Annotated in this window: 14 protein-coding genes; 6 read left to right on the top strand and 8 right to left on the bottom strand. The window is 36.7% G+C overall.

Going from position 1 to position 21,761, the window contains the following annotated elements:
• Window positions 1-1,037: 1,037 nt before the first annotated feature.
• The 5 genes from ESZ48_RS17400 to ESZ48_RS17380 form a co-directional block, all read right to left on the bottom strand.
• Entirely contained in the window at window positions 1,038-2,978 is a 1,941-nt protein-coding gene (locus ESZ48_RS17400) for a putative porin (protein ID WP_129018775.1), read from the bottom strand.
• A gap of 135 nt (window positions 2,979-3,113) precedes the next feature.
• Window positions 3,114-5,072 carry a S8 family serine peptidase gene (locus ESZ48_RS17395; protein WP_129018774.1) on the bottom strand — a complete coding sequence of 653 codons (1,959 nt, stop codon included), beginning with the start codon at window positions 5,070-5,072 and terminating at the stop codon, window positions 3,114-3,116.
• 112 nt (window positions 5,073-5,184) lie between these two features.
• Window positions 5,185-5,907: a hypothetical protein gene (locus ESZ48_RS17390; protein WP_129018773.1), complete on the bottom strand. Its 723-nt coding sequence runs from the start codon at window positions 5,905-5,907 to the stop codon at window positions 5,185-5,187.
• A gap of 16 nt (window positions 5,908-5,923) precedes the next feature.
• Window positions 5,924-7,411, bottom strand: coding sequence for a RagB/SusD family nutrient uptake outer membrane protein (locus ESZ48_RS17385; RefSeq protein WP_129018772.1), 1,488 nt, complete (start codon window positions 7,409-7,411; stop codon window positions 5,924-5,926).
• A gap of 12 nt (window positions 7,412-7,423) precedes the next feature.
• A complete protein-coding gene (locus ESZ48_RS17380; RefSeq protein WP_129018771.1) occupies window positions 7,424-10,651 on the bottom strand; it encodes a SusC/RagA family TonB-linked outer membrane protein in 3,228 nt (1,075 codons plus the stop codon).
• Window positions 10,652-11,422: 771 nt separating this feature from the next.
• On the opposite strand from ESZ48_RS17380, the gene ESZ48_RS17375 reads away from it, so the two are divergent.
• From ESZ48_RS17375 to ESZ48_RS17360, 4 genes are all read left to right on the top strand, one after another.
• Entirely contained in the window at window positions 11,423-12,022 is a 600-nt protein-coding gene (locus ESZ48_RS17375; RefSeq protein ID WP_129018782.1) for a ribonuclease HII, read from the top strand.
• Window positions 12,023-12,049: 27 nt separating this feature from the next.
• Window positions 12,050-14,479 carry a ribonuclease HII gene (locus ESZ48_RS17370; protein ID WP_129018770.1) on the top strand — a complete coding sequence of 810 codons (2,430 nt, stop codon included), beginning with the start codon at window positions 12,050-12,052 and terminating at the stop codon, window positions 14,477-14,479.
• A gap of 115 nt (window positions 14,480-14,594) precedes the next feature.
• Window positions 14,595-15,926 carry an OmpA family protein gene (locus tag ESZ48_RS17365; RefSeq protein ID WP_129018769.1) on the top strand — a complete coding sequence of 444 codons (1,332 nt, stop codon included), beginning with the start codon at window positions 14,595-14,597 and terminating at the stop codon, window positions 15,924-15,926.
• 114 nt (window positions 15,927-16,040) lie between these two features.
• The gene (locus ESZ48_RS17360; RefSeq protein ID WP_129018768.1) at window positions 16,041-17,090 is read left to right on the top strand and encodes a nucleoid-associated protein; all 1,050 of its coding nucleotides are present in this window, start codon (window positions 16,041-16,043) and stop codon (window positions 17,088-17,090) included.
• Between the two features lie 113 nt (window positions 17,091-17,203).
• On the opposite strand, the gene ESZ48_RS17355 is transcribed toward ESZ48_RS17360, so the two are convergent.
• The 3 genes from ESZ48_RS17355 to ESZ48_RS17345 form a co-directional block, all read right to left on the bottom strand.
• The gene (locus ESZ48_RS17355; protein ID WP_129018767.1) at window positions 17,204-17,683 is read right to left on the bottom strand and encodes a hypothetical protein; all 480 of its coding nucleotides are present in this window, start codon (window positions 17,681-17,683) and stop codon (window positions 17,204-17,206) included.
• Window positions 17,684-17,685: 2 nt separating this feature from the next.
• Window positions 17,686-18,402: a lipoyl(octanoyl) transferase LipB gene (lipB, locus tag ESZ48_RS17350; RefSeq protein WP_129018766.1), complete on the bottom strand. Its 717-nt coding sequence runs from the start codon at window positions 18,400-18,402 to the stop codon at window positions 17,686-17,688.
• Between the two features lie 192 nt (window positions 18,403-18,594).
• Complete coding sequence (locus ESZ48_RS17345; RefSeq protein WP_129018765.1) at window positions 18,595-18,753, bottom strand: YqaE/Pmp3 family membrane protein; 159 nt, start codon at window positions 18,751-18,753, stop codon at window positions 18,595-18,597.
• A 288-nt stretch (window positions 18,754-19,041) separates the two neighbouring features.
• On the opposite strand from ESZ48_RS17345, the gene lysS reads away from it, so the two are divergent.
• Together lysS and ESZ48_RS19815 are read left to right on the top strand one after the other, a co-directional pair.
• Window positions 19,042-20,730, top strand: coding sequence for a lysine--tRNA ligase (lysS, locus tag ESZ48_RS17340; protein ID WP_129018764.1), 1,689 nt, complete (start codon window positions 19,042-19,044; stop codon window positions 20,728-20,730).
• Between the two features lie 7 nt (window positions 20,731-20,737).
• The gene (locus tag ESZ48_RS19815; RefSeq protein ID WP_129018763.1) at window positions 20,738-21,640 is read left to right on the top strand and encodes an endonuclease/exonuclease/phosphatase family protein; all 903 of its coding nucleotides are present in this window, start codon (window positions 20,738-20,740) and stop codon (window positions 21,638-21,640) included.
• The last annotated feature ends 121 nt before the right edge of the window (window positions 21,641-21,761 follow it).

The raw sequence follows: 21,761 nt of genomic DNA, 5'->3' as shown, positions 1-21,761 counted from the left end.
TGTCAATCCAATATGTTAATGAACTTGTTTCTATTTCTCTCGGCGAACTCAATCGCTAAGCGGGTGCAAATATACAACCCTTTTTCGGTTCTGCAAAATGTTTTGAGGTTTTTTTGAAAGTTTTTTTTCACACTTTAAATCGACCACATAAAACACCTTTTCAATGAACCTATCCGCAGTTAACGTTGCCGTTTTTTGCGGCTGCAAACATACAACCTTTTTTAGATCCGCAAAACTTTTTGTTTAAAAAATTTCGCTTTCTTTTTGTAAGGATGTAAATGAACTTTTTTCCGTTCCCTTGGGCCCGAAGACCCTCGTTTGCGGGGTGCAAATATACAACCCTTTTTCCTTTACCCGCAAAATTAAATCGCTCTTTTTTTAAACTATTTTTCTCCATGCTGGAAATGAACGCCTTAGGCAGATGGAAATTGGGCCGTCAGTTGCGCCGGTGGCGTGGGGAGGGCGCGGGTTGGCGGTGGGACGCCTGCCGGGGCGCTCCGGTGGACCTGCTGGAGACCGCAGAATTTGTGGCGAGAGGGAGCTCTAGCCTGACAAATGTGCCAACCAATCGGTCAAACAAAACAGATTGTTGCTCCTATATAATAGGTGTCATACCTTACTTATATACTTTCCTGTAAAGTCTATCTATTATAATGTATAAGTAGCATTCTCTTTTTAAAGCCATTTAAGTAATCAGAGATCTTATATTTTGGATAAAAACTATTAGCTATCTCTTTAAAACTATCGCCAGGTTAACGATAAGAACCAAAAATTAAGATTAAGAAGCCCTCATACAGAAAAAGAACATCTAGAAATTAAGAGAAACGATGTCTTCAATACGACCGAAGTTTGGGGAAGTAACATTAAAATCTCTGAGATTGGGCACCCAACCTTATAAGATGGTGATGAAATTGGAATGACATGTTAGCTTACACAAGCTTTCAACTGAGAAGCAACACAACCCTCTTATGCCCAACCATAAAAAAATGGTCCAGAAAGCAATGAGGAAGACTAACAGATTTAGGTATTATCTAAAATTAAAGGAAGAAGTTCCATACGAGACCAAAACGGATGCTGAAATCTCTGTAGGGATTATTTGGTGCCGAAAAATAATTGTAGCCGGTGAATGCCGAATTGAAATGTTCGGCCATAAGATATATTCGCGTTTGCCTGACTTTCGCATTAATAAAGAAATCCAATCTTGGAAAATCACCGACCTTAATTTGATTTTGAGTGTAGAACTCACCCAACAAAGGATCATAACCATCCATAGTATACTCCGTGAAATAATTAAACGTGATTCCTGTTTGTAAAAAGAGCGCTTTCTTAAATAGATGGTCAGAAAAATAAAGTGTGTTGCGCGTGATGATTTGTGGTACATTTAATATGGCATCACCATCGATCACATTTTGATACATGACCCTATTATCCAAAGCAAACTTGCCAAAACGGAATTCCTTTGATACCTGAAGCTTCAGATAGTTCAATGAATTCTCAGCTTGGGTTGCTTTGACATTATTGTTTAGGTCCTTTGTAAAATACGCGTGATTGTTTATGGTGGTGTATTCTATTTCGGCGGTGGCTATTTTATCGGACTGGACCTTAAATGCCAAATTTTGGGTTTGTACGTTTTTAAAGGACGAGCCATTGTCCCAGTTGTAGTTGAGATAATCACTTTGATAGAGCAACATATTGTAATTTGGCATTTTGGAATTTGAATTCAAACGCGCCAAAACCTTAAGATCAGGGTTCAATTTATAAGATGCGTTCAGATCTAAGAAATTGCCATTAAAGTCACCTGATAGATTCAGACCAAATTCACCATTCAAATTAAATCCGCCTATTTGGTTTTTATAGGCACCTCCTATTCCAAAGATGTTACCCTTTAATCGGTTTGCAATTCTTACACCATCTATAACGGCTATGGCGTCATAGCCATAATTATAGGTATTATAATCTGCATGGAATTGAAGTTCACCTAAAATACCATTCTCATACTTGACAAAAAATTGATTTGAAAAATCTTCAAGGGTAACTTTATCTTCAATATTGGAATTCAAAAATGCCTCTCCAAAAAAATCATTACGGGTTGCCTGATTAAATTGATAATACTTATCCTCAAATGAGATGACTTGACCAATACTTAAATTATTACTCAAACTATCTGAGGCTTGGAGAAGATTATATTGGTGATTAAGATAAAATCGTTTGCCTTCGAGCATATTCTCGGCATCCTCAAAATTAGGAGAAAAGACCGATCTATTAATAAACTCAGGATCGCCAGATTGGAAGAGTGCGACGTCTTCATCTGTAAGGCCACCATTTTCTTGGTTAAGAATGTCCTGCATTACAATATGGGCACGAGCTTGATATTTATTGTTTTCTGTCGTATAATTTGTGGTAAACCTAAAATTACCCGTACTGGTTAAAATATGCTGATATTTTCCTAACGATCGGAGTCCTTTGTATGCTATTGAAAAGTTAAACTGCTTTGACATATTGATTGTGAAGAAAGCGTCCACCAACTGGCCTTGTTGAAAGGCTGTTTTGTAGAATAGCTCGGTAAGCGGTGTAGGAACGTGAAAATAATTAATATCTTCTCTCTCCATATAATTAAAATGTTTGGCACGCGCGCCAAACAACGGTAAAGAACGCTTGTTCTTAAAATCATGCAGGAGACTATTATAGGTTTGGCCTAGATTAGAAAAAGGCAGCAAACCAAAGTCATCTTTTCTCAAGTAATTGAATTTGTAATGTTTCTTGATTGATAAAGTTGTATCCACGGCAATTGAATCCAAAGCATCATTAAATTGAACATACATATCTATAGTAGCCAATTTATCCTTTCCTTTAATACCATCTGATGACGTGGAATCTTTTTGTCTATCGGGAGATGTCCTACCTCTTAACTTAACTTGAGCATTAAGGCCGACAGTAAAAAGGAGAAATAAAAGTATGGAGAAATATCTTATATACATTTAAGGCAGTGTCATTTTCGAACAAAGTAAATGATAATTTATGATTTACGTAGATAAAAAATTAATTTACTTTATATAAAAAAGACCAACAGATAGGATCGTTGGTCTTTAAAATAACAAAAATAAAATGAAAGTTTATTTTATTACAATTTTATGTGTGGTGTTACTATCCCCTTTGGAAATATTAGCGATGTACACACCAGGTCTTGCATGATCTAATTTTATAGTTTCCGTAAACCTAACGGAGTTATTTACAAAACTGTTGGCATAAATTTTACGTCCACTCGTATCATACACAGAGATTTTCACATCTTCGTTAGTATTTAAATGGGCATCAAAACTTATTGTAAACTCACCTTGGGAAGGATTTGGAAAAACGACCAAATTATTAGACAACACATTCTCCTTTGTATTAAGAACAAGATTTCCTCCAGTGACTATTAATGCGAAATCCTGAGTCTGTGGCGTAAAAACATTCCCTACATTTCCTCTCAAGGTTCCTTTATGACTTACTGTCAAAGTGTATTCGCCAGAAGATGGCGCCTCTATTTCAACAATTTCAATATTATCTGCGGTATTATCGCCTTTGGAATTCGAAAAACCAGTAGCTGAATCAAAATTAAGTTTCCAAGGGAAAAATACTTCTCCATCTTTAGATATTCTCAAATCTAAATCATTCACTAATCTTGCAGTAGGATCATTCAATTCTCCTTGAGAAATATCTCCAGGCATGTCGGTCCAAGATATGGTAGCTTTTAACTTATCGCCGGCTATTGCAGAGAATTTCATGGTGTAAGTTTTACCTTGCGCCAAGTTCAATTCATTTAATATGGCAGTATTAGTAGTTGCATTATAAATAGCTTCTGCAGATGCCCTGGCATCTAAAAACCCCCAACCAAAAGCAGGATCCGGGCCGGGAGCCGCAATATCATCAACCGCAGTATGACATACCAATCCTTTTAAAGTAGAAGAATTCATGTATCCTCCATGCAATTGCATATAGTATTGTTGTAATAAGGCAAGCGTTCCAGTGGCATTGGGAGCCGACATTGAAGTACCCGAAAAAGTAGCATAGGTACCATCTAAAGTAGTTGAATATACATCTGTTCCATCTGCAGCGATATCCGGTTTCACCCTTAAGTCATCCGTCGGTCCTTGACTGCTCGATCTATTAATAATTAAGGTTTTAAAATTTGAAGAAAATGGTTGTAAAACTGGATTTGCATTCGCAATGACCAAATTGTTCTTGGCATTTTTATCTGTCGTTAATTTATCAAAATCGGCATACATTCCACCAGTGTAGCTAGTTCTACCGTCATTACCAGCAGAAGTAACGATTAAATATTTAGGATTATTTCTGGATATTTCATCCATATCTCTTGCGTCCTTTGTATAAGCGCCCATATACCATGCTGGCAACTTTTCTTTATCTTCTCCAACAAGCGGCACTCCATAGGAATGATTAGAAATGATAATTGGATTGGTAGCTGAATTGACAGCCGCAAGCATTTCAACTTTGTCATTGGTCCAATTATAGGTATGAATATTAATATTGGTTGCCATTCCCCTAGCATTTGCATCTACTCCTTTAGCACCTATAGTACCAGAAATATGTGTGGCATGATCATTAAATCCTGTTTCAGAACCAACCGAAGTATTGTCAACATTAATAACACGGGATCCTGTATTTGTTTTATTTTGAAATTCAGGATGCCCAGTCTCAATAGGACCAAAATCCCAAACACCCAAAGTCATTCCGCTACCGTCAAGGTTCAAACCAAGGCTACCCCCTACTTGAAGATCAGAGGTTTTTGTAGCGTTTGCCGACCCAAGATTGTGAGTGGTTTTATATAAAGCTACACCATCAATAACATCATAAAGATGCATATAATTTAAACTATCTTTTGAGGTCATTATCACCTTACGATTGGATTTCGTGTAGGCGTTAACACGCGATATTCGTTGTTGTTCTTCGCTTTTGAAAGATTTCAATAACTCAAGATTTTCATTGGACACATTTGCTTTTAATGTATTCTGACTATAGCCAACGCTAATTGCAAATAAAAAGGTAATTAAGAGTAAAAATTTTTTCATATTTAATTTTAATAGTTACATGCACAATATACTGCAATTATATTTTGCAAACTTAAAATCAAAAAAAAAGCCACCATAAAATATGGTGGCTTTAAATAAAAGAGAGAATATGTTACTTAATAGTAAACCTTGCAGAAGATTCTGCAGATGTTGAAGCAGTCTTTGGAACATAAACTGTAGTTCCTGAAGTAACTTCATATGAAGTTCCTCCATCACCAAACACATCATATATTACGATACCATATTCACCTGCAGACAAACAGAACCTAAAAGGTAAAACTTTCTTACGGTTTGCAGCACCAGGATAAGGACCACCAGAATGAATGACAGTTGGTTCAGCACCAGACAAATCATACAACTCCCATGTTGTTTCTTCTGGCCAATCATCAGTAGTAATACTTAATAATACCAAAGTTTCTAAACATTCCTCAGCGAAATTAACCTTTACCGGATTACCGAAGTTAAGACCCGCTTCCGCTTGAAATCTTACGATTAAAGATTGGTCAACAAAACCTAAAGTATCATCGTCAGTAACTGAGATTGAAAAAGTTCCAACCTTAGAATTCGCAGGAATAGTAACCGTTCCAGGAACGACATATTTAGCTTTCAAAGTTGAAGCAGGATCAACCTGTATTGAATACGTACGCTCAGTCGAAGCTTCCTCACTAGCATATACATTAACCTCCTTAGTAGTTGAAGCATTCTTAGGAACAGTTGTTGACAAAGGCCCTATTTCAAATCCAACATAGTCGCTTAACGTGGTAGGATCATCTGCTTCACAATTAAACATTAATGCGGCAGTGACTATAGCAAAATACTTAAAATATTTTTTCATAATTTATATCCTGTTTTTAGTTTTGACTATCAATTGATGGGTTGTTATCTATCTCAGATCTTGGGATTAAGAAAGACATTTCGTTTGCGTTGTAAGGAAACGATGAACCAGCACGGAACACATGATTTGTTCCTCTCGTAGCAGTTTTCTTGTTTCTCTTCATTGCTAGGTATGCTTTACCTTCTCCCCACATTTCAATTCTTGTTTGAAGATAGATAGCATCAATAAGCGAAGCACCAGATAACGGATTAACGTATGCTTCAGCTTCAGCAACTCCCCCCATACGGATAGTCAAAAGTTCAATTAGTGTTGCTTTAGCATCACCTTCATTACCTGTTTTGGCCGCAGCCTCTGCACTTAACAAATAGAACTCTTCAACGCGCATGAAAATCAAATCGGTAGTAATGATGTATTGCTCCATTTCTGTTCTTGCAGGATCAAAAAACTTATTAATTGGCATTAAAGGCGCGTTACCAGTACCAAACTGTGTTTTTCTAATATCATTTGCAGGAATTTGAGCAAATAACCCATCATCAATGGCTTTTGAATCTCCAGCAGCAGCATAACTGTAAGTGAAATAATCTATTTGGCCCCACCAGTCAACTAATTGATGACCTAAATCTTCAGTCAAATCAAAGCCCCACATCCATGAAGGTGTGTTGATATTATTAAATCCAGATCCTACACCTGGGTAAGCAAGTTGGCCCGTAGTTGTAAGCGGGAACTTTCCACTATCAATAATCGCATCAGCATGTAATTTAGCATCAGGATAATTTCCCATAGCTGCATAAGTATACGCTAACAACCCATGAACAATAGATTGATCAATTTGATTTTTTTGACTTCTTGTATAGCCATCCAACAACTCTAAAGAATGAGTTAAGTCTCTAAGGATTAAATCATAAATCTGGGAAGCCGGAACTTTTGCAGTTTCAGTAGTTTCACCGTCATAATAAGGTAAAATTTCCTGTGTTAAATCAAATTCTCTCTGATATGTCTGCGTTAAATAAAAGTACGCATACGCACGAGATGCTTTAGCTTGCGCCAAGATACGACCCAATTCAGGTGTTTCAGGCTCAGCATCATTACCTCCAGAATTCATAATAACACTATTAGATAAACTAATAATTTTATAGTAATAATTCCAAATAATCTTATTCTCGTCCTGAGTTTCATCTACAGTAGATACTAAGTTGGCTACACCATTGTACCAGCCGTAACCACTGGTAGCTAAAGCCATATCTCCTACTAAAATATCTAACCAGATATCCACACCTTTTTGACCGAAGTCATAATGCTGGGTGGTAATGCCTTGAGGCTGTATCATAAAACTTGCGATACCATCTAATGTACCGACAATTAAATCAGGGTTGATTTCAGAATATTCATTGAAATCGGCGTCGGTAAGGACATTTGTGTTTCTTTCAGGATCTAAAAAATCCTCACTACACCCCACTAAAAACAATGAGGCGAATATAATTGAATAAAAAATGCTTTTTTTCATATTGATTTTTTTTTAAAATTCGATTTTTGCACCAAGCGAGAATGTAGTCATTGGCATATAAATACCTGAATTACCACTACTGATCATCGTTGATGGATTTAGTCCATCTCTCTTACTGAACATTAGCAAGTTATCACCTGAAACAAAAAACTTAACTCTTGTAAGATTCATATCTTCAGCATACTGCTTAGGCAATGTATAGCCAAGGTTCACGTTGTTTAATGATAAGTAGTCCGCTTTTGTTAAGAAACGTGTCGATTGATTTTGAAACGATACATCGTCTGCAAATGCAGCAGACATTCTTGGCACATTAGTAATGTCACCTGGCTCTTTCCATGCATTTCTCATGTCTGTATGCCAGTTATCATTACCAATTAAACTTCTGTTGTACATCAATACAGAATAACCTCCATCATAAACATAGCCACCTAAACTATAGCTGAACTGTGCTGATAAATCAAAGCCTTTGTATCCAGTACTCAAACGGAAACCACCTCTCACTTTAGGAATAGCAGATTTACCAGAATACTTTGTGGTTGCATTAGCATACACACTAGTAGTTGTGCTTTGAACGTTAGCATCAGGATTGTCATGCATATATCTTGTCATACTAGAAATCCTTTCATCACCAGCATTAAATATCCCGTCATTGTTGACGTCATTAAAATACATGTTCCATAATGCAGCTCCATTACCTGGATCTACTCCAGCCCACTCACGCATGTACCAATCGTACATTGATTTTCCTTTTGAATAACTTCCGTCCAACACTTTAGGTTCACCAGTCAAGAAATCATTTGGCATTTCTGTGATTTCGTTATCAAATATTTCTCCGTTGACACCAACAGACAATCTGAAATCGCCATCCTTAACAACTTTTACCAAAGCATTAAACTCTAAACCGCTATTTCTTAAAGTACCATCGTTGTATTGAATGTTAGCAAAACCATTTGATCCTGGTAAACTCTGGTTGAAAAATAAATTGGTTGTGTTTTTAACATAATAATCCACATCAAGATTAAATCTATCATCAAACCAAGTACTTTCAAATCCAACTTGTGCAATTTTTGAAGTCTCCCAAGTCAGGTCTGGATTAGCACGTGTAGCGCCTTGAGTAAAAGAATAACTACCGTCAGCAGTATCATTAATGTTATACAATTGCCATCCGTACAATAAGTTAGTACCTTGATCTCCAATGACACCGTAACTAGCTTTCAGTTTGAAGTAATCCATAAAACTCACATTTGAAAAGAAGTTTTCTTTAGAGACTACCCAACCTAAACCTGCAGAACCAAATGTTCCCCACTTATCTTTTAAGAAACGTGAAGAACCGTCACGTCTAACCGATGCTGTGACAAAATATTTGTGTGCAAAACTATAGTTCAATTGAGAAAAGTAACTATCTAATGTCCACCCTTGTGTATAGGAATTTGCCTTACCGAAAGGTGTGGTGTATTGAGATAAATCGAATGTGTTAGGCAAAATTGCTTTTTGAGCGCCAGCACTCATTCTTTGGAATTTATTTTCAGTTGATTCGTGTGCCACAAATGCTTCTAAACTGTGCTCTCCAAAAGTTTTGTTGAAACGCAACAACTGTAAGAAGTTTTGGTTGACATTTAAATCTTTTGTTTTAAACAACGTTCCACCTGATCCTTTAGCACCACCATAATATGGATTCGCTCTTGAAGCATCATCAGAGAAGTTATACTGACCACTGTAACGCAATTCCAATTTCAAGTAATCTGTGAAATCAACACCAACGTTGAAGTTACCAAGAAGTGTATTCACATCTGTTCTTTGTACATCATATTTAGCATCGGCTATACCGTTGGTAGAGTTCCAAGCTCTTCTTCCAAATGACCCACCATAATCATACTGGAATCCACCAAAAATAGGATCCTCAACACGATTTCCATTAGCATCTCTAAGAAATACGTCATAGATAGCAGGGGTTGTATTGGTAAGTGCAAAAATATTTCCTGAAGAACCAGCATCACCTTCAGATGATGAAGAGTTATTGTATCGAGCTCCAGTAAAAGCCATATTACCACCAATACTCAACCAATCTTTTGCTTTGTGATCAAGATTTAATCTTGTTGAATATCTAGTATATCGTGAATTAACTGTATACCCTTGATCATCTACGTAACCAAATGAAGTAGAAAATCTTGTTTTTTCGTTACCACCACTAAATTGAACGTTAGCTTCTTGTCTGTATCCAGTACCAAAGGCTTCGTCATCCCATCTTTTTGGAGTGTATCTACGATTGACACCTTGATTAAACTTACCAGTTGCTGGGTCAATTAAACTAGCACCCGGAGCATCCCAAATATTGTAGTGATTGTTGATCCCTTCAACTGTACCATAGATATTAGCACTTGCCCATGCCGCTGGATTAGCCTGACCTAATAGAGCACCTTTGTTTCTAAGGGACATCCAAGCCAATTCCATATATTCTTCTGGAGAATTAACAACACTATAATTAGGTAAAATGTGCGTATTGATACTTGTTTGAAAATCCACAGAAATTACAGAAGTATTAGATTTCCCCTGTTTAGTAGTTATCAAGATAACACCATTGGCACCTCTTGAACCATAAATAGAAGTAGCCGCTGCATCTTTCAAAACCGTTGTGCTTTCAATGTCAGCGACATTAATTGCAGAAATATCACTTTGAAATGGCGCACCATCTACTACATACAATGGATTCTGGTTACCATTTACAGAACCAAATCCACGAATACGAATCGTTGCATTGGAACCTGGAGCACCAGAACCAGTAATAACGTTCACACCTGCAACTTCACCTTTCAACGCTTGAGAAATGTTTGAAACAGTTTTCGCTTCAATGTTTTCAGAAGAAATTTTTGTTGCGGTACCAGTAAAAGCGTCTTTCGTCGTAGTACCATAACCAACAATTATTACTTCATCAAGAGCAGCAATGTCTTCTTCCATTGTAACATTATAAGTATTACTTGCACCTACTACAACTTCAGTACTTTTCATACTTACAAAAGAAAACGCTAACGTTTCTCCTGCACGGACGCTAATGGAATAATTTCCATCAAAATCTGTTTGGACGCCACGAGTGGTACCCTTTACAATAATACTTACACCAGGCAACGGAAAACCATCCGATAAAGATGTGACCGTACCTGAAACAGTTTTCTCTTGTGCAAAAGAAAACTGCATCACAAACGCCATGAAAAGCGTCATTAACCATGTTAATTTTAATTTCATAAAACAATTATTTGAGTTAGTCTTGCGCAAACATCATAATAATATATTAAAAAAACAAACTTTACACATAATAATATGTTAACGTCAATAGTGCGCCAAACAAAGGTTTTACCACGTAAAACGCTAATCCTTAAGACTAATTAGATCTATATTTATAAGAAAGCTTGCGTTAAAATTTTAACAATTAAAAATGATTTACTCAAGACGCAAAACATAATGCAATCTTTATGTATTTTCTTGATGAATAAATGATTTTATTTGTTAAAATAGAACCGATATGATTTGTCTTCCTGTAAATAAAGCGCTATAAATCGTCTTTGCTTTTAATTTCTTATCCATTGTAATATTAAAAGTTGGATTTAGAGAAAATAATAGCGGGCATCTTTATAGTCATAAAATTTACGGATCTTTTAATTATTGAAGTTGTGAAGACCACTCGATTTCAATTTTTATTGCAAGCACTCATAACTACACTACAAGTGAACAATCAAAACCTTGACGCCAATTTGAGAAAATCATATCTACCAAGCTTTCCTGTTAACGTATTAAATAAGATGGTAGACATGAATGACAGATTTACTTCACATCCTAACATAAATGATGATTCTAGAGTTTCTCGCATAGATTTTCTACACCATATTATATATACACTATTTTTTATGAATCGCACTTCGAAATAAAAAGAAAAACCAATTCGCTATGATGGATAAATCTTCTTATATTCTAGATGTGACTTTATTGTTTTAAATTTGTTGAAATTTCCAATACTTGATACTTAAACTTTCTTTCACCTTAGATCCTTTTGAATGTGGCACAGATGAGGCCGGTCGTGGTTGCTTGGCGGGTCCAGTTACGGCCGCAGCAGTTATTTTACCTGAAAAATTTGAGAATCTGATTCTGAATGATTCAAAGCAGCTTTCACAGGCTAAACGTGATTTTTTAAAACCTATCATTGAAAGAGACGCCGTATCATTTGCTTTTGCGCATGTCTATCCTGAAGAAATTGACGAGATTAACATTTTGAACGCTTCTATTTTGGCGATGCACAAAGCCATTGCCAGATTACAAACGGCACCAAAATTTATAAGTGTTGATGGCAATAGATTTAAACCTTTTGCGGACATCCCACATGAAACTATTATTAAAGGCGATAGCAAACTCCTTAATATTGCGGCAGCTTCAATTTTGGCAAAAACCAATAGAGATGCGTATATGTGTCAGATCCACGAGGAATTCCCCATGTACAATTGGAGACAAAACAAGGGGTATCCAACAAAAGAACATCGCGATGCGATAAAAAAGTATGGTATCACACCATATCACAGGAAAACTTTCAGATTAATGCCCCAACAATTACACCTGCCACTCTAACTTTTTATATTTACAAAAAAAACCAACATGCGAAATATTTGTTTTCTGTTAACATTTATATTAATCATAAGTTGTAAAAACGACACGCCTAAGTATTCCAATCTCATGACATTGGTTCCAAATCATGCGACAGTGGTTATAAAAACGACTTCAATTGAAGGTCTGAAAAGCGTGTTTAAAAACAACAGTCTGCTGAATCAGTTTTCTGGTAAAACTCCAATTGGGCACTTCAATAAAAAGCTTGATTTTCTCAATCACTTAAAACCCTCAGATGATCTCCTGATTGCCTTTGGACACGACCAAAAAGACAGTCTCCAAATTTCAGTCATCACAAAATATCATAAGGATCTTTTCAATTTCGCTTCGACACCTAATTATTCGGTAGAAACCATCACCTTAAAAAACGGCTCCTTAACCAAAACAACCATTGAGAAAGAAATTATTTATAGCATGGTCAAGGACAGCATAGTCTTCGCTTCCAATGACCGGACACTAACAGAAGCCGCATTTAATAAAAAGGACCCTAATCCGTTGTTGAAAGAATTATACCAGACCACGTCCAATGGCGAATCCTTGTCTCTTTTCATGAATACGAAAGGCAAATCATTTCAACCCGAATTATTCTTTGATCAACACCTCAACAAAGCTCAACTCTCCAATTACTTCCTTTTAGATGCCGATTTAACCCAGGACCAACTCAGATTTGATGGGATAACCGTCGCAAAGGATTCTTCTAAAAGCTTGATCAATATTTTCAAAAACACCTTTCCTCAAGAAAATAGATTGCCAAAAATATGTCCACCAGATAGTGATGGGTTTTTGAGCTTTACATTTCATAGTTTTAAGACCTTTCACGAAAACCTTTCTAAATTCAGAAAACAAGATTCCATAGTTAGCGAATCGCTCTTTGAAAGTATTTTGGAAGCTGGTGTAATCTATAAAAACGATCAACAGGCGGTCGTTTTGAATAGTATTGATGCCACAAATATGAACACCTTTTTTGGCGCTCAAAACAGTATTGACACCTATAGAGACATTTCCATTTACACCTTTGATAAACCTGAATTTTTCTCCGATTTGTTTTCACCATTGATCACCTATACAAAAGCAACGAAATTCATTAATATTGAAGATTTTTTCGTGTTTTCAGATGATATGGAACTCTTAAAAGAAGTCATTGCCAGTTATCAAAATAATGCGACACTTTCTACATCTCATGCTTTTGAAGACATGATGGACGATTTAAGCGACGAATCGTCATTGCTTGCATACGCCAATTCCAATCATCTAAAACAAATTCTCAATTCAAATTTCGAAACTGCAAACACCATCAACGCTGATGGCTTCAATGCATCGGCTATACAGTTTGTATATGAAACTGATTTCGCGCACGTTCACGCTATCCTACACAAAAACAAGAAAAAATCGGCGTCAAATACGGTTTATGAAGATGTTAGTGTGACTTTGGATGCTGATGTTTTGACCAATCCTCAATTTGTAAACAACCACACCAACAACCAAATGGAAGTGGCAGTACAGGACATTAGCAACAATTTATATCTTATTTCCAAAGATGGCAAAGTGCAATGGAAAAAGCAATTGGATAGCAAGATCTTAGGAAGGATTGAACAAATAGACATCAATAAAAATGGGCGGCTCCAATTGGCTTTTGCTACACAACATCAGGTCTATGTTTTAGACCGTAACGGAAAGGATGTTGGCTCTTTTCCTTTAAAGTTTAGGGATCAAATTACACAGCCATTATCGGTCTTTGACTATGATAAAAACAGAGATTACCGATTGATGGTTACCCAAGGCGCTTCGGTTTTATTGTATAACAAGCAAGGTAAAATTGTAAGAGGATTTAACTTCAAAAAAGCAGAAAACACCATCAATACCCAGCCTCAACATTTCAGAATTGACAGAAAGGATTATATTGTTTTTGTCCAAGGCAACGAGCTCGAAATATTAAATAGGGTGGGTAAAACACGGGTCAACGTGAAAAACAATATCAGCTTTAGCGACAGTGGCATTTATCTGTATGACAACAAGTTCACGACCACCACCGCTAAAGGTGACCTCGTTCAAATTGACGAAAACGGAAAAATGAGCAGTAGCAATTTAAGCCTGGGAGAGAAACACAGCATCACTGCAACCAGTAAAACATTAGTCACGCTTTCTGAGAATATTCTGCACATTAAAACCAATAAAGTAGAGCTGGATTTTGGAGATTATACACCACCAAAAATATTCTACGTCAACGATAAGATTTACGTTTCCGTTACCGATTTACAGGCCAAGAAAGTTTATCTTTTTGATAGCTTAGGAAAAGCGATTGACAACTTCCCCGTTTATGGCAATTCCACCATTGATCTTGACAATATTGACAAGGGAAAAAATCCAGAGTTTGTTACAAAAGGCGATCAAAACGGCATCATCATTTATCAAATAAACTAATTTTTTCTACCATCCACACATAAAGCACTACCAACCATACAGTTTCCTATCGTTGAGATGTGGTTATTCTCTATATTAAGAATTGATTTTAACGATTAATTCAAACTGTATAGAAATGAACATCTCTTTGAAATTTAAAAACATCGTCGGCACGGCGCTTATTGGTCTTTTTATGATGCCATCAGCAAATGCCCAAATATGGAAAAAATTACAAAAAAGTGCAGAACGCACCGTGGAACGAAAACTAGAACAGAAAACAGAAAAGGAAACCGGTAAAATGATGGATTCCATTTTAGAACCGAGTCAAAAATCATCGCCACAAAAAGGCCCTTCAAACGATCCAAATAACGCACCTAACAATCAATCTTCAACAACTGATGATGGCCCTAAAACTTCTGCCGCGACAGTAAGAAATAATGTTTCAGACAATTTAGAAGTGTACAGCAAATACGATTTTGTCCCTGGAGATAAGGTGTTGTTTTATGATGATTTTTCACAAGATTTCATAGGCGATTTCCCATCAAAATGGAATACCAATGGATCAGGTGAAGTGGTGAAAATAAATAATGTTGAAGGCAATTGGTTTGAACTAAAACCCGGGCATTCCGTATTCTATATGCCCGACGTAAAAGACCTTCCGGAAGATTACACTATAGAATTTGATATCCTAACCCAGGGCTTGGATAAGGGTACTTCCTCCAGTTCCTACCTGCAATTCACTTTAACTGATTCAGACGTTTTAAAAAAATACTCAGACAATTACATTCAAAGCTCATTATCACTATGTCAATATAATTCGTATGGCATCCACTCCACTAATATTTTCAAAAGTAAAAGTGGCGGTATCGACAGTCAAGTTGCAGCAGATATAAGAGAAGCATTACTCAATCAACCTCATATCGCGATTGCAGTCACCAGAAATCGCTACCGACTTTGGATCAATGAAACCAAATATTTGGACATCCCAAGGATGGTTGCGGAATTGAACGTTCTAAAGCATCTTAAATTCAATGTGATTGGGCTTAAAGAAGGCCAAGAGCGTATATTTATAACTAACCTTAGAGTTGCAGATGGTGGTGAAGACTTACGCAGAAAATTATTGTCTGAAGGCAAAATCTCTACCAATGGCATTCTCTTCGACTCTGGATCCGCTAATATAAAACCACAGTCTCTGGGGATTGTTTTACAAATTTCGCAAGTATTACTACAAGATGAAAATATAAAACTCAATATTGTTGGTCATACTGATGCTGACGGCAATAGTGATGCAAATATCGCCTTGTCAAAACAGCGTGCAGAGTCTGTAAAAAATGCCTTGATCAATCTTTACAACATTCCTGCTGGCAGACTTCAAACGGACGGAAAAGGCGCGGGTGTGCCAGTTGCCGATAACACCACTCCCGATGGAAAGGCCCAAAATAGACGTGTTGAATTTATAAAAATTTAGCATTTAGTACATCTCCATATTTTTTTAAACGCCAAGGATTTTCTTTGGCGTTTTCCATTTAATTTCAGTCAATTTTATGTAGTATTGCAGACTCCAAAATGCAAATCTTCTGTTATGATCAAACGTACCAAAACCTCCATTTCAAAAGCTATCCTCCATAAGGTTGGCAATAAGTTTAACAGCACTAAAAACGCGTTTTCCGAACAGGAATTGGACTTTGACGAAATAAGCTACGACTTGATGTTGGGCTATTTACTTCGCCCTTTTGGCAGTTTGGTTGAGAGCTACCGGTTCAATCACCACTCTAACATCAACCTTAACGAAATTAACACCTACGCCACCCAGTTATTTGCTGACGAAAGCAATTTTATAGACATCTCAAAACACGTGGTCACCCATTTGTTTGAACAGAGCAATTCTGCACAAATAAAAACTGGAGATGTGTTGGTTTGTATTTTTGAAGACATTCAATATGACGACATGTTCGTCAAGGCAATTGGCATTTTTAAAATTGAAAATAGAGCAGAATTCTTCCAAACTTATTTGGAAAATAACAGTTATGACCTCATCACCCAGAAGGGCATCCCTACCAAGAAAGTGGACAAAGGTGTTCTCATTCTAAATACTTCAGACACAGAGGGCAATATCATATTGAGCGTTGACAACAATTCATACGACACCCAATATTGGATAAAACACTTTCTCAACATTAAGTATCCAGATGACTATAACCAACATACTAAAAATTACATTGAACTCTGCAAAAATTTCTCTGAAGACGTATTAAAACCAAGTTTAGGACTTCAGGAAAAAAGTTCGTTTTTAGCAAAGACCGTTGATTATTTCAAGGAAAATGAAGTGATCAACGTCGAAAATTTCAAAGATGATGTTTTTGATGACGACAAGTATAAAGAGCTTTTTGACGATTATAAAAAAGGCTTTGAAACCGATCATGCCGTCATCATCCGCAATCAGTTTGATGTTTCTGAAAGTGTCCTGAAAAAGCAAAAACAGAAGATTAAAACGGAAATTAAGTTAGACACTAATATCCAGATCAAATTAGATGTTGACGCACCTGATGCTTCCGCTGAATATTTGGAACGTGGCTACGATGATGTTAAGAAAATGCACTATTACAAGGTGTTTTTTAATGAGGAAAGCTAGAGGGATTGATGATTTACGATTTACGATTGTCGATTGATGATTGATGATTGATGATTGAAAATTCAGAATTCAAGATTCTAGACTTTAAAAAAAACGAATTTCTGAAAACTCCTCTATTCTGTCGCATTTCCTTTAATATCTTCAATCTCAGAATGTCGATGGGCATATTTATGGATTCGGATTAACTTATTGAGATAGAAAGCTTCAAAAACCGTCCACGCGCCTGCTATGAACATTGGTACAATAACTATCAATAAAATAAGTGGTCCTTTTTTAGTTGGAAACGTGTACACGAGGTAGATAAAATAAAAAGAGAGCAGGACGTAAGCGATTCCAAAAGCGATATCAAGAATCCAAAACAACAGATCTACACTTGGTAAATCCTTTTCCTTTTTCAGCAGTTTATAAAATCCTTTGGTTTTAAAATGAAAAATAAAACTACAAATTCCCAAAACTGTCATCGCAATTGGAATCCACATTGATGTTTCAAATTTCAGTTCTTCAAACATCAATATATAAGAAATTAGTCCTCCAGGAAACAGCGCCAAAGGCACGATTAAAACCATCAAAATGATCTTTTGGAGGTGTCCCATATTTAAAATACGCTCTTTTTATGACGAGGCACGGCATCAAACAGGTTCATAAAATGCTTTAAGAGTTTCGCCTTTAATTCGGATTCGTCTACCTTATCAACACCTAATTCCACATTCAGGGTTGTAACGGCTTTACCCCTAATTCCACAAGGAATGATATTATCAAAATAGCCTAAATCGGCATTTACGTTCAATGCAAATCCATGCATCGTCACCCATCTGCTTGCCCTGACACCCATAGCACATATTTTCCGTGCAAATGGCGTTCCCACACCTAACCAAACACCTGTTTCTCCCGGACTTCGTTCGGCTTTAAGTCCGTATTCCATTAAGGTCAAAATGATCATTTCTTCCAGTAATCGTAAATATTTATGAATATCCGTAAAAAAGTTCTCCAAATCAAGGATTGGGTAGCCCACAATTTGTCCCGGACCGTGATAGGTAATGTCTCCTCCCCTATTTATTTTATAAAAGGTGGCACCTTTTTGGGTGAGCTGTTCTTCATTCAATAAAAGATGTGAAAAATCGCCACTTTTACCCAAGGTATACACATGTGGATGCTCCACAAACAGAAAATAATTCTGTGTTTCTAAATTAGCCTCTTCTCTTCTGTTCTTGATTTTCGTATCTATAACAGACTTGAATAATCCTTCCTGATAATCCCAAGTTGCTTTATAATCATTGTGACCTAAATCCTGAACTTCAACTATTTTATTCATGCCAACAAATTTAAACTATTTTGGATGGATGAAGGGAATGGGATGTCAAAAAAGTTGTTTCACAGAGTTACACATGAGGACCACAGAGATCCAAGGAGAAATAGCTCGAAGACGGATGCCTAAAGACAACTTCCCGATGAAGTATTATACACTTTCACTGAATACTGCTGACTGCGGACTGCCAACTAAAAACTACCGCTTTGGATTGTTCAAAATGACCAATGCCGCTATAACTCCAGGAACCCATCCACAAAGCCACAATAAAAAGACAATAATGATAGAGCCACACCCTCGGTCAAGGACAGCTAAAGGTGGACAAAAAATAGAAAGAATGACCCTCCAGATACTCATGATTTTGAAGATTTTTGATGATTGATAAACCTCCCGTTAAGTTGGTGTGCTATATATGACGTATCAAGGCTCAATTTGTTACACTATCCTCCCTAAAAAAGAAGCCTTCTTATGACCTGAACATAGTGCAAAAATCATTAAAATAGGGAAAGGCAACTCCAAAAACCTAGAAATTCAACTTTAAAGAAAAGCTTTCCTTCAATAATCCATCAAAAACCCAATCTATCCTTGAAACTTGGCCGTTTATTTTTCAAAAAAGTGTAATTTTGCACATTAAAATTTATCAGCATGCAACTTTCAGAACAAGAACTCATTAGAAGAGAAAAATTAGTCACATTACGTGAGATGGGTATTAATCCGTATCCAGCCGATTTATATCCTGTGGACCACACCTCCAAACAGGTAAAAGAGCAATTTGAAGAAGGCAAGAAGGTAGTTATTGCTGGCCGATTGATGTCCATGAGAGTTCAGGGAAAGGCAAGTTTTGCCCAGATACAAGATTCTGAAGGAAAAATCCAAGTGTATTTCAACCGCGATGAAATTTGTCCTGGTGATGATAAAACCTTATACAACGAGGTATTTAAAAAACTATTGGATTTTGGTGATTTCATTGGTATTGAAGGTGAGTTATTTACTACTCAAGTTGGCGAAAAAACGGTAAAAGTTAAAAACTTCACTTTACTGAGCAAGTCTTTAAAACCGTTGCCATTGCCGAAGGAAAAAGACGGTGTAATATATGACGCCTTTACAGATCCTGAACAGCGTTACAGACAACGTTATGCCGATTTGGTGGTCAACCCAAACGTTAAAAAGGTATTTATAAAACGTACCAAGCTATACACTGCCATGCGTGAATTTTTCAACGATGCTGGCTACTTTGAGGTGGAAACTCCGGTTTTGCAACCCATTCCGGGCGGCGCAGCGGCACGCCCTTTTGTAACGCACCACAACAGTTTGGACATTCCGTTATACATGCGAATTGCCAACGAACTTTACCTAAAACGTCTTATTGTTGGTGGATTTGATGGGGTTTATGAGTTCTCTAAAAACTTCAGAAATGAAGGCATGGACCGCACACACAACCCAGAGTTTACAGCGATGGAGATTTATGTGTCCTACAAAGATTACAATTGGATGATGCACTTTTGTGAGGAATTGCTGGAACATTGCGCCATTGCCGTAAACGGTACAACTGAAGCAACTTTTGGTGAACATCAGATTGACTTTAAAGCGCCTTATGCTCGTGTCACGATGACCGATTCCATTAAGCATTTTACAGGTTTTGATATCACCGGAAAATCCGAAGATGAGATTAGAAAAGCAGCTCAAGATATGGGCATTGCTGTAGATAATACTATGGGTAAAGGCAAATTGATAGATGAAATCTTTGGTGAAAAGTGCGAAGGCAATTATATCCAACCGACATTCATCACAGATTACCCAAAAGAAATGAGCCCTTTATGCAAAGAGCATCGTGAAAACCCAGAACTCACAGAGCGTTTTGAGTTGATGGTCTGCGGTAAGGAAATTGCGAACGCTTATTCTGAATTGAACGACCCTATTGACCAACGTGAACGTTTTGAACATCAAATGGAATTGGCTCAAAAAGGAGATGACGAAGCCACTGAGATGATTGATTATGATTTCTTACGTGCCTTAGAATACGGAATGCCTCCAACTTCAGGAATGGGGATTGGTATGGACCGTTTGATCATGTTTTTAACCAATAATCAATCCATACAAGAAGTATTGTTCTTCCCTCAAATGAAACCGGAAAAGAAAGCCGTAGCCATGACGGATGAAGAAAAAGCCGTACTAAGCATTCTAAAATCAAACGCTCCGATGGATTTAAATATGCTAAAAGACCAATCAGGATTGAGCAACAAAAAATGGGACGTAACCATAAAAGGTTTGACAAAAAACAAGTTGGCTAAAGTGGAAAAAACTGAAGCTGGTTTATTTGTGGATACCATCTAACAGCACCATGAAAATTTTTAGAATATTTAGAGCGTGTGCATTGATTGCATACGCTCTTTTATTATTAATCCATTTCATTTTAAAGGATCATTTTCAATCTCTTCAGATATTTTTTTATGCTTTTCCACTTCCAATCATAATTTTAATTGGATGCCTTATTACGATTTTCTTTTACAGGCGAAAAACATACTTCATTTTTTTCATTTGGCTAACTGTAGCTCTCACCGGTATTTGGCTGAACAATTCCTATGTTTTTCCGCGGGTGGTTGAAATCCCTGATGATGCAAATTCAGTTATATTCTGGAATGCCGCCAATAGAGCGACAATTCCTATGTCTATCCTTACAGAAAACATCAAAAAAATCCAGCCTGACATCATCGCCCTTTCTGAAACTGAAAACGCATCCGAAAAAGATATTCTTCAGTTCTCAAAAGAGTTCCCTGCTTACGAATTTCAAATACTTCAAGGCGACATGATGATTGGTGTTAAAGGTCATATCAAAAACATAACTTATGTAGTTGAAGAATATAGCCACGACATAAATTTTGTGGAGATGCAACTACATAATGGCCCATTATTACTTGCTTTTACCGATACGTTTCAAAGTCCAACAATGGATAAGCGAAAAACTTTAGGAACGGTATTAGAGTTAATTTCAGAAAGAAATTCAGATCTTATTGTTGGTGATTTCAACACGCCTTATGAAAGCGTTCATTTCAGGAATTTTGAAACCGATTATATAAGCTTTCATGATTATGGACAAGGGTTTAGTGCGACATGGCCTTTTGGCATTCCTTTACTAGAAATTGATCAAATGTATACAGCCAAAAGGCTAACCCCAATCTTACTTCAGAAATTTTATTATAAGGTATCTGATCACGCCATGCTTGTGGGTTATTTTTTCAGATAGAAAAGTCGGTTGATTAACTTTTGAAGGGTATCCTCAAAATTGAAGTTTTTTCCGTTAACAGTAGATTTACAAAGTTTTAATTCTCAGAACTTTATAAACACGTTTTAGGAACCCTCGTTTT

Source organism: Gelidibacter gilvus, from assembly GCF_004115975.1.
Taxonomy (GTDB): Bacteria; Bacteroidota; Bacteroidia; order Flavobacteriales; family Flavobacteriaceae; genus Gelidibacter; species Gelidibacter gilvus.
The sequence above is the reverse complement of the archived record's forward strand: the minus strand, read 5'-3'. Positions and strand labels throughout refer to the sequence as shown.

Coding starts and splice junctions, on each gene's coding strand:
- ESZ48_RS17400 (WP_129018775.1), bottom strand. CDS start 2,978: ATGTATATAAGATATTTCTCCATACTTTTATTTCTCCTTTTTACTGTC.
- ESZ48_RS17395 (WP_129018774.1), bottom strand. CDS start 5,072: ATGAAAAAATTTTTACTCTTAATTACCTTTTTATTTGCAATTAGCGTT.
- ESZ48_RS17390 (WP_129018773.1), bottom strand. CDS start 5,907: ATGAAAAAATATTTTAAGTATTTTGCTATAGTCACTGCCGCATTAATG.
- ESZ48_RS17385 (WP_129018772.1), bottom strand. CDS start 7,411: ATGAAAAAAAGCATTTTTTATTCAATTATATTCGCCTCATTGTTTTTA.
- ESZ48_RS17380 (WP_129018771.1), bottom strand. CDS start 10,651: ATGAAATTAAAATTAACATGGTTAATGACGCTTTTCATGGCGTTTGTG.
- ESZ48_RS17370 (WP_129018770.1), top strand. CDS start 12,050: ATGCGAAATATTTGTTTTCTGTTAACATTTATATTAATCATAAGTTGT.
- ESZ48_RS17365 (WP_129018769.1), top strand. CDS start 14,595: ATGAACATCTCTTTGAAATTTAAAAACATCGTCGGCACGGCGCTTATT.
- ESZ48_RS17360 (WP_129018768.1), top strand. CDS start 16,041: ATGATCAAACGTACCAAAACCTCCATTTCAAAAGCTATCCTCCATAAG.
- ESZ48_RS17355 (WP_129018767.1), bottom strand. CDS start 17,683: ATGGGACACCTCCAAAAGATCATTTTGATGGTTTTAATCGTGCCTTTG.
- lipB (WP_129018766.1), bottom strand. CDS start 18,402: ATGAATAAAATAGTTGAAGTTCAGGATTTAGGTCACAATGATTATAAA.
- ESZ48_RS17345 (WP_129018765.1), bottom strand. CDS start 18,753: ATGAGTATCTGGAGGGTCATTCTTTCTATTTTTTGTCCACCTTTAGCT.
- lysS (WP_129018764.1), top strand. CDS start 19,042: ATGCAACTTTCAGAACAAGAACTCATTAGAAGAGAAAAATTAGTCACA.
- ESZ48_RS19815 (WP_129018763.1), top strand. CDS start 20,738: ATGAAAATTTTTAGAATATTTAGAGCGTGTGCATTGATTGCATACGCT.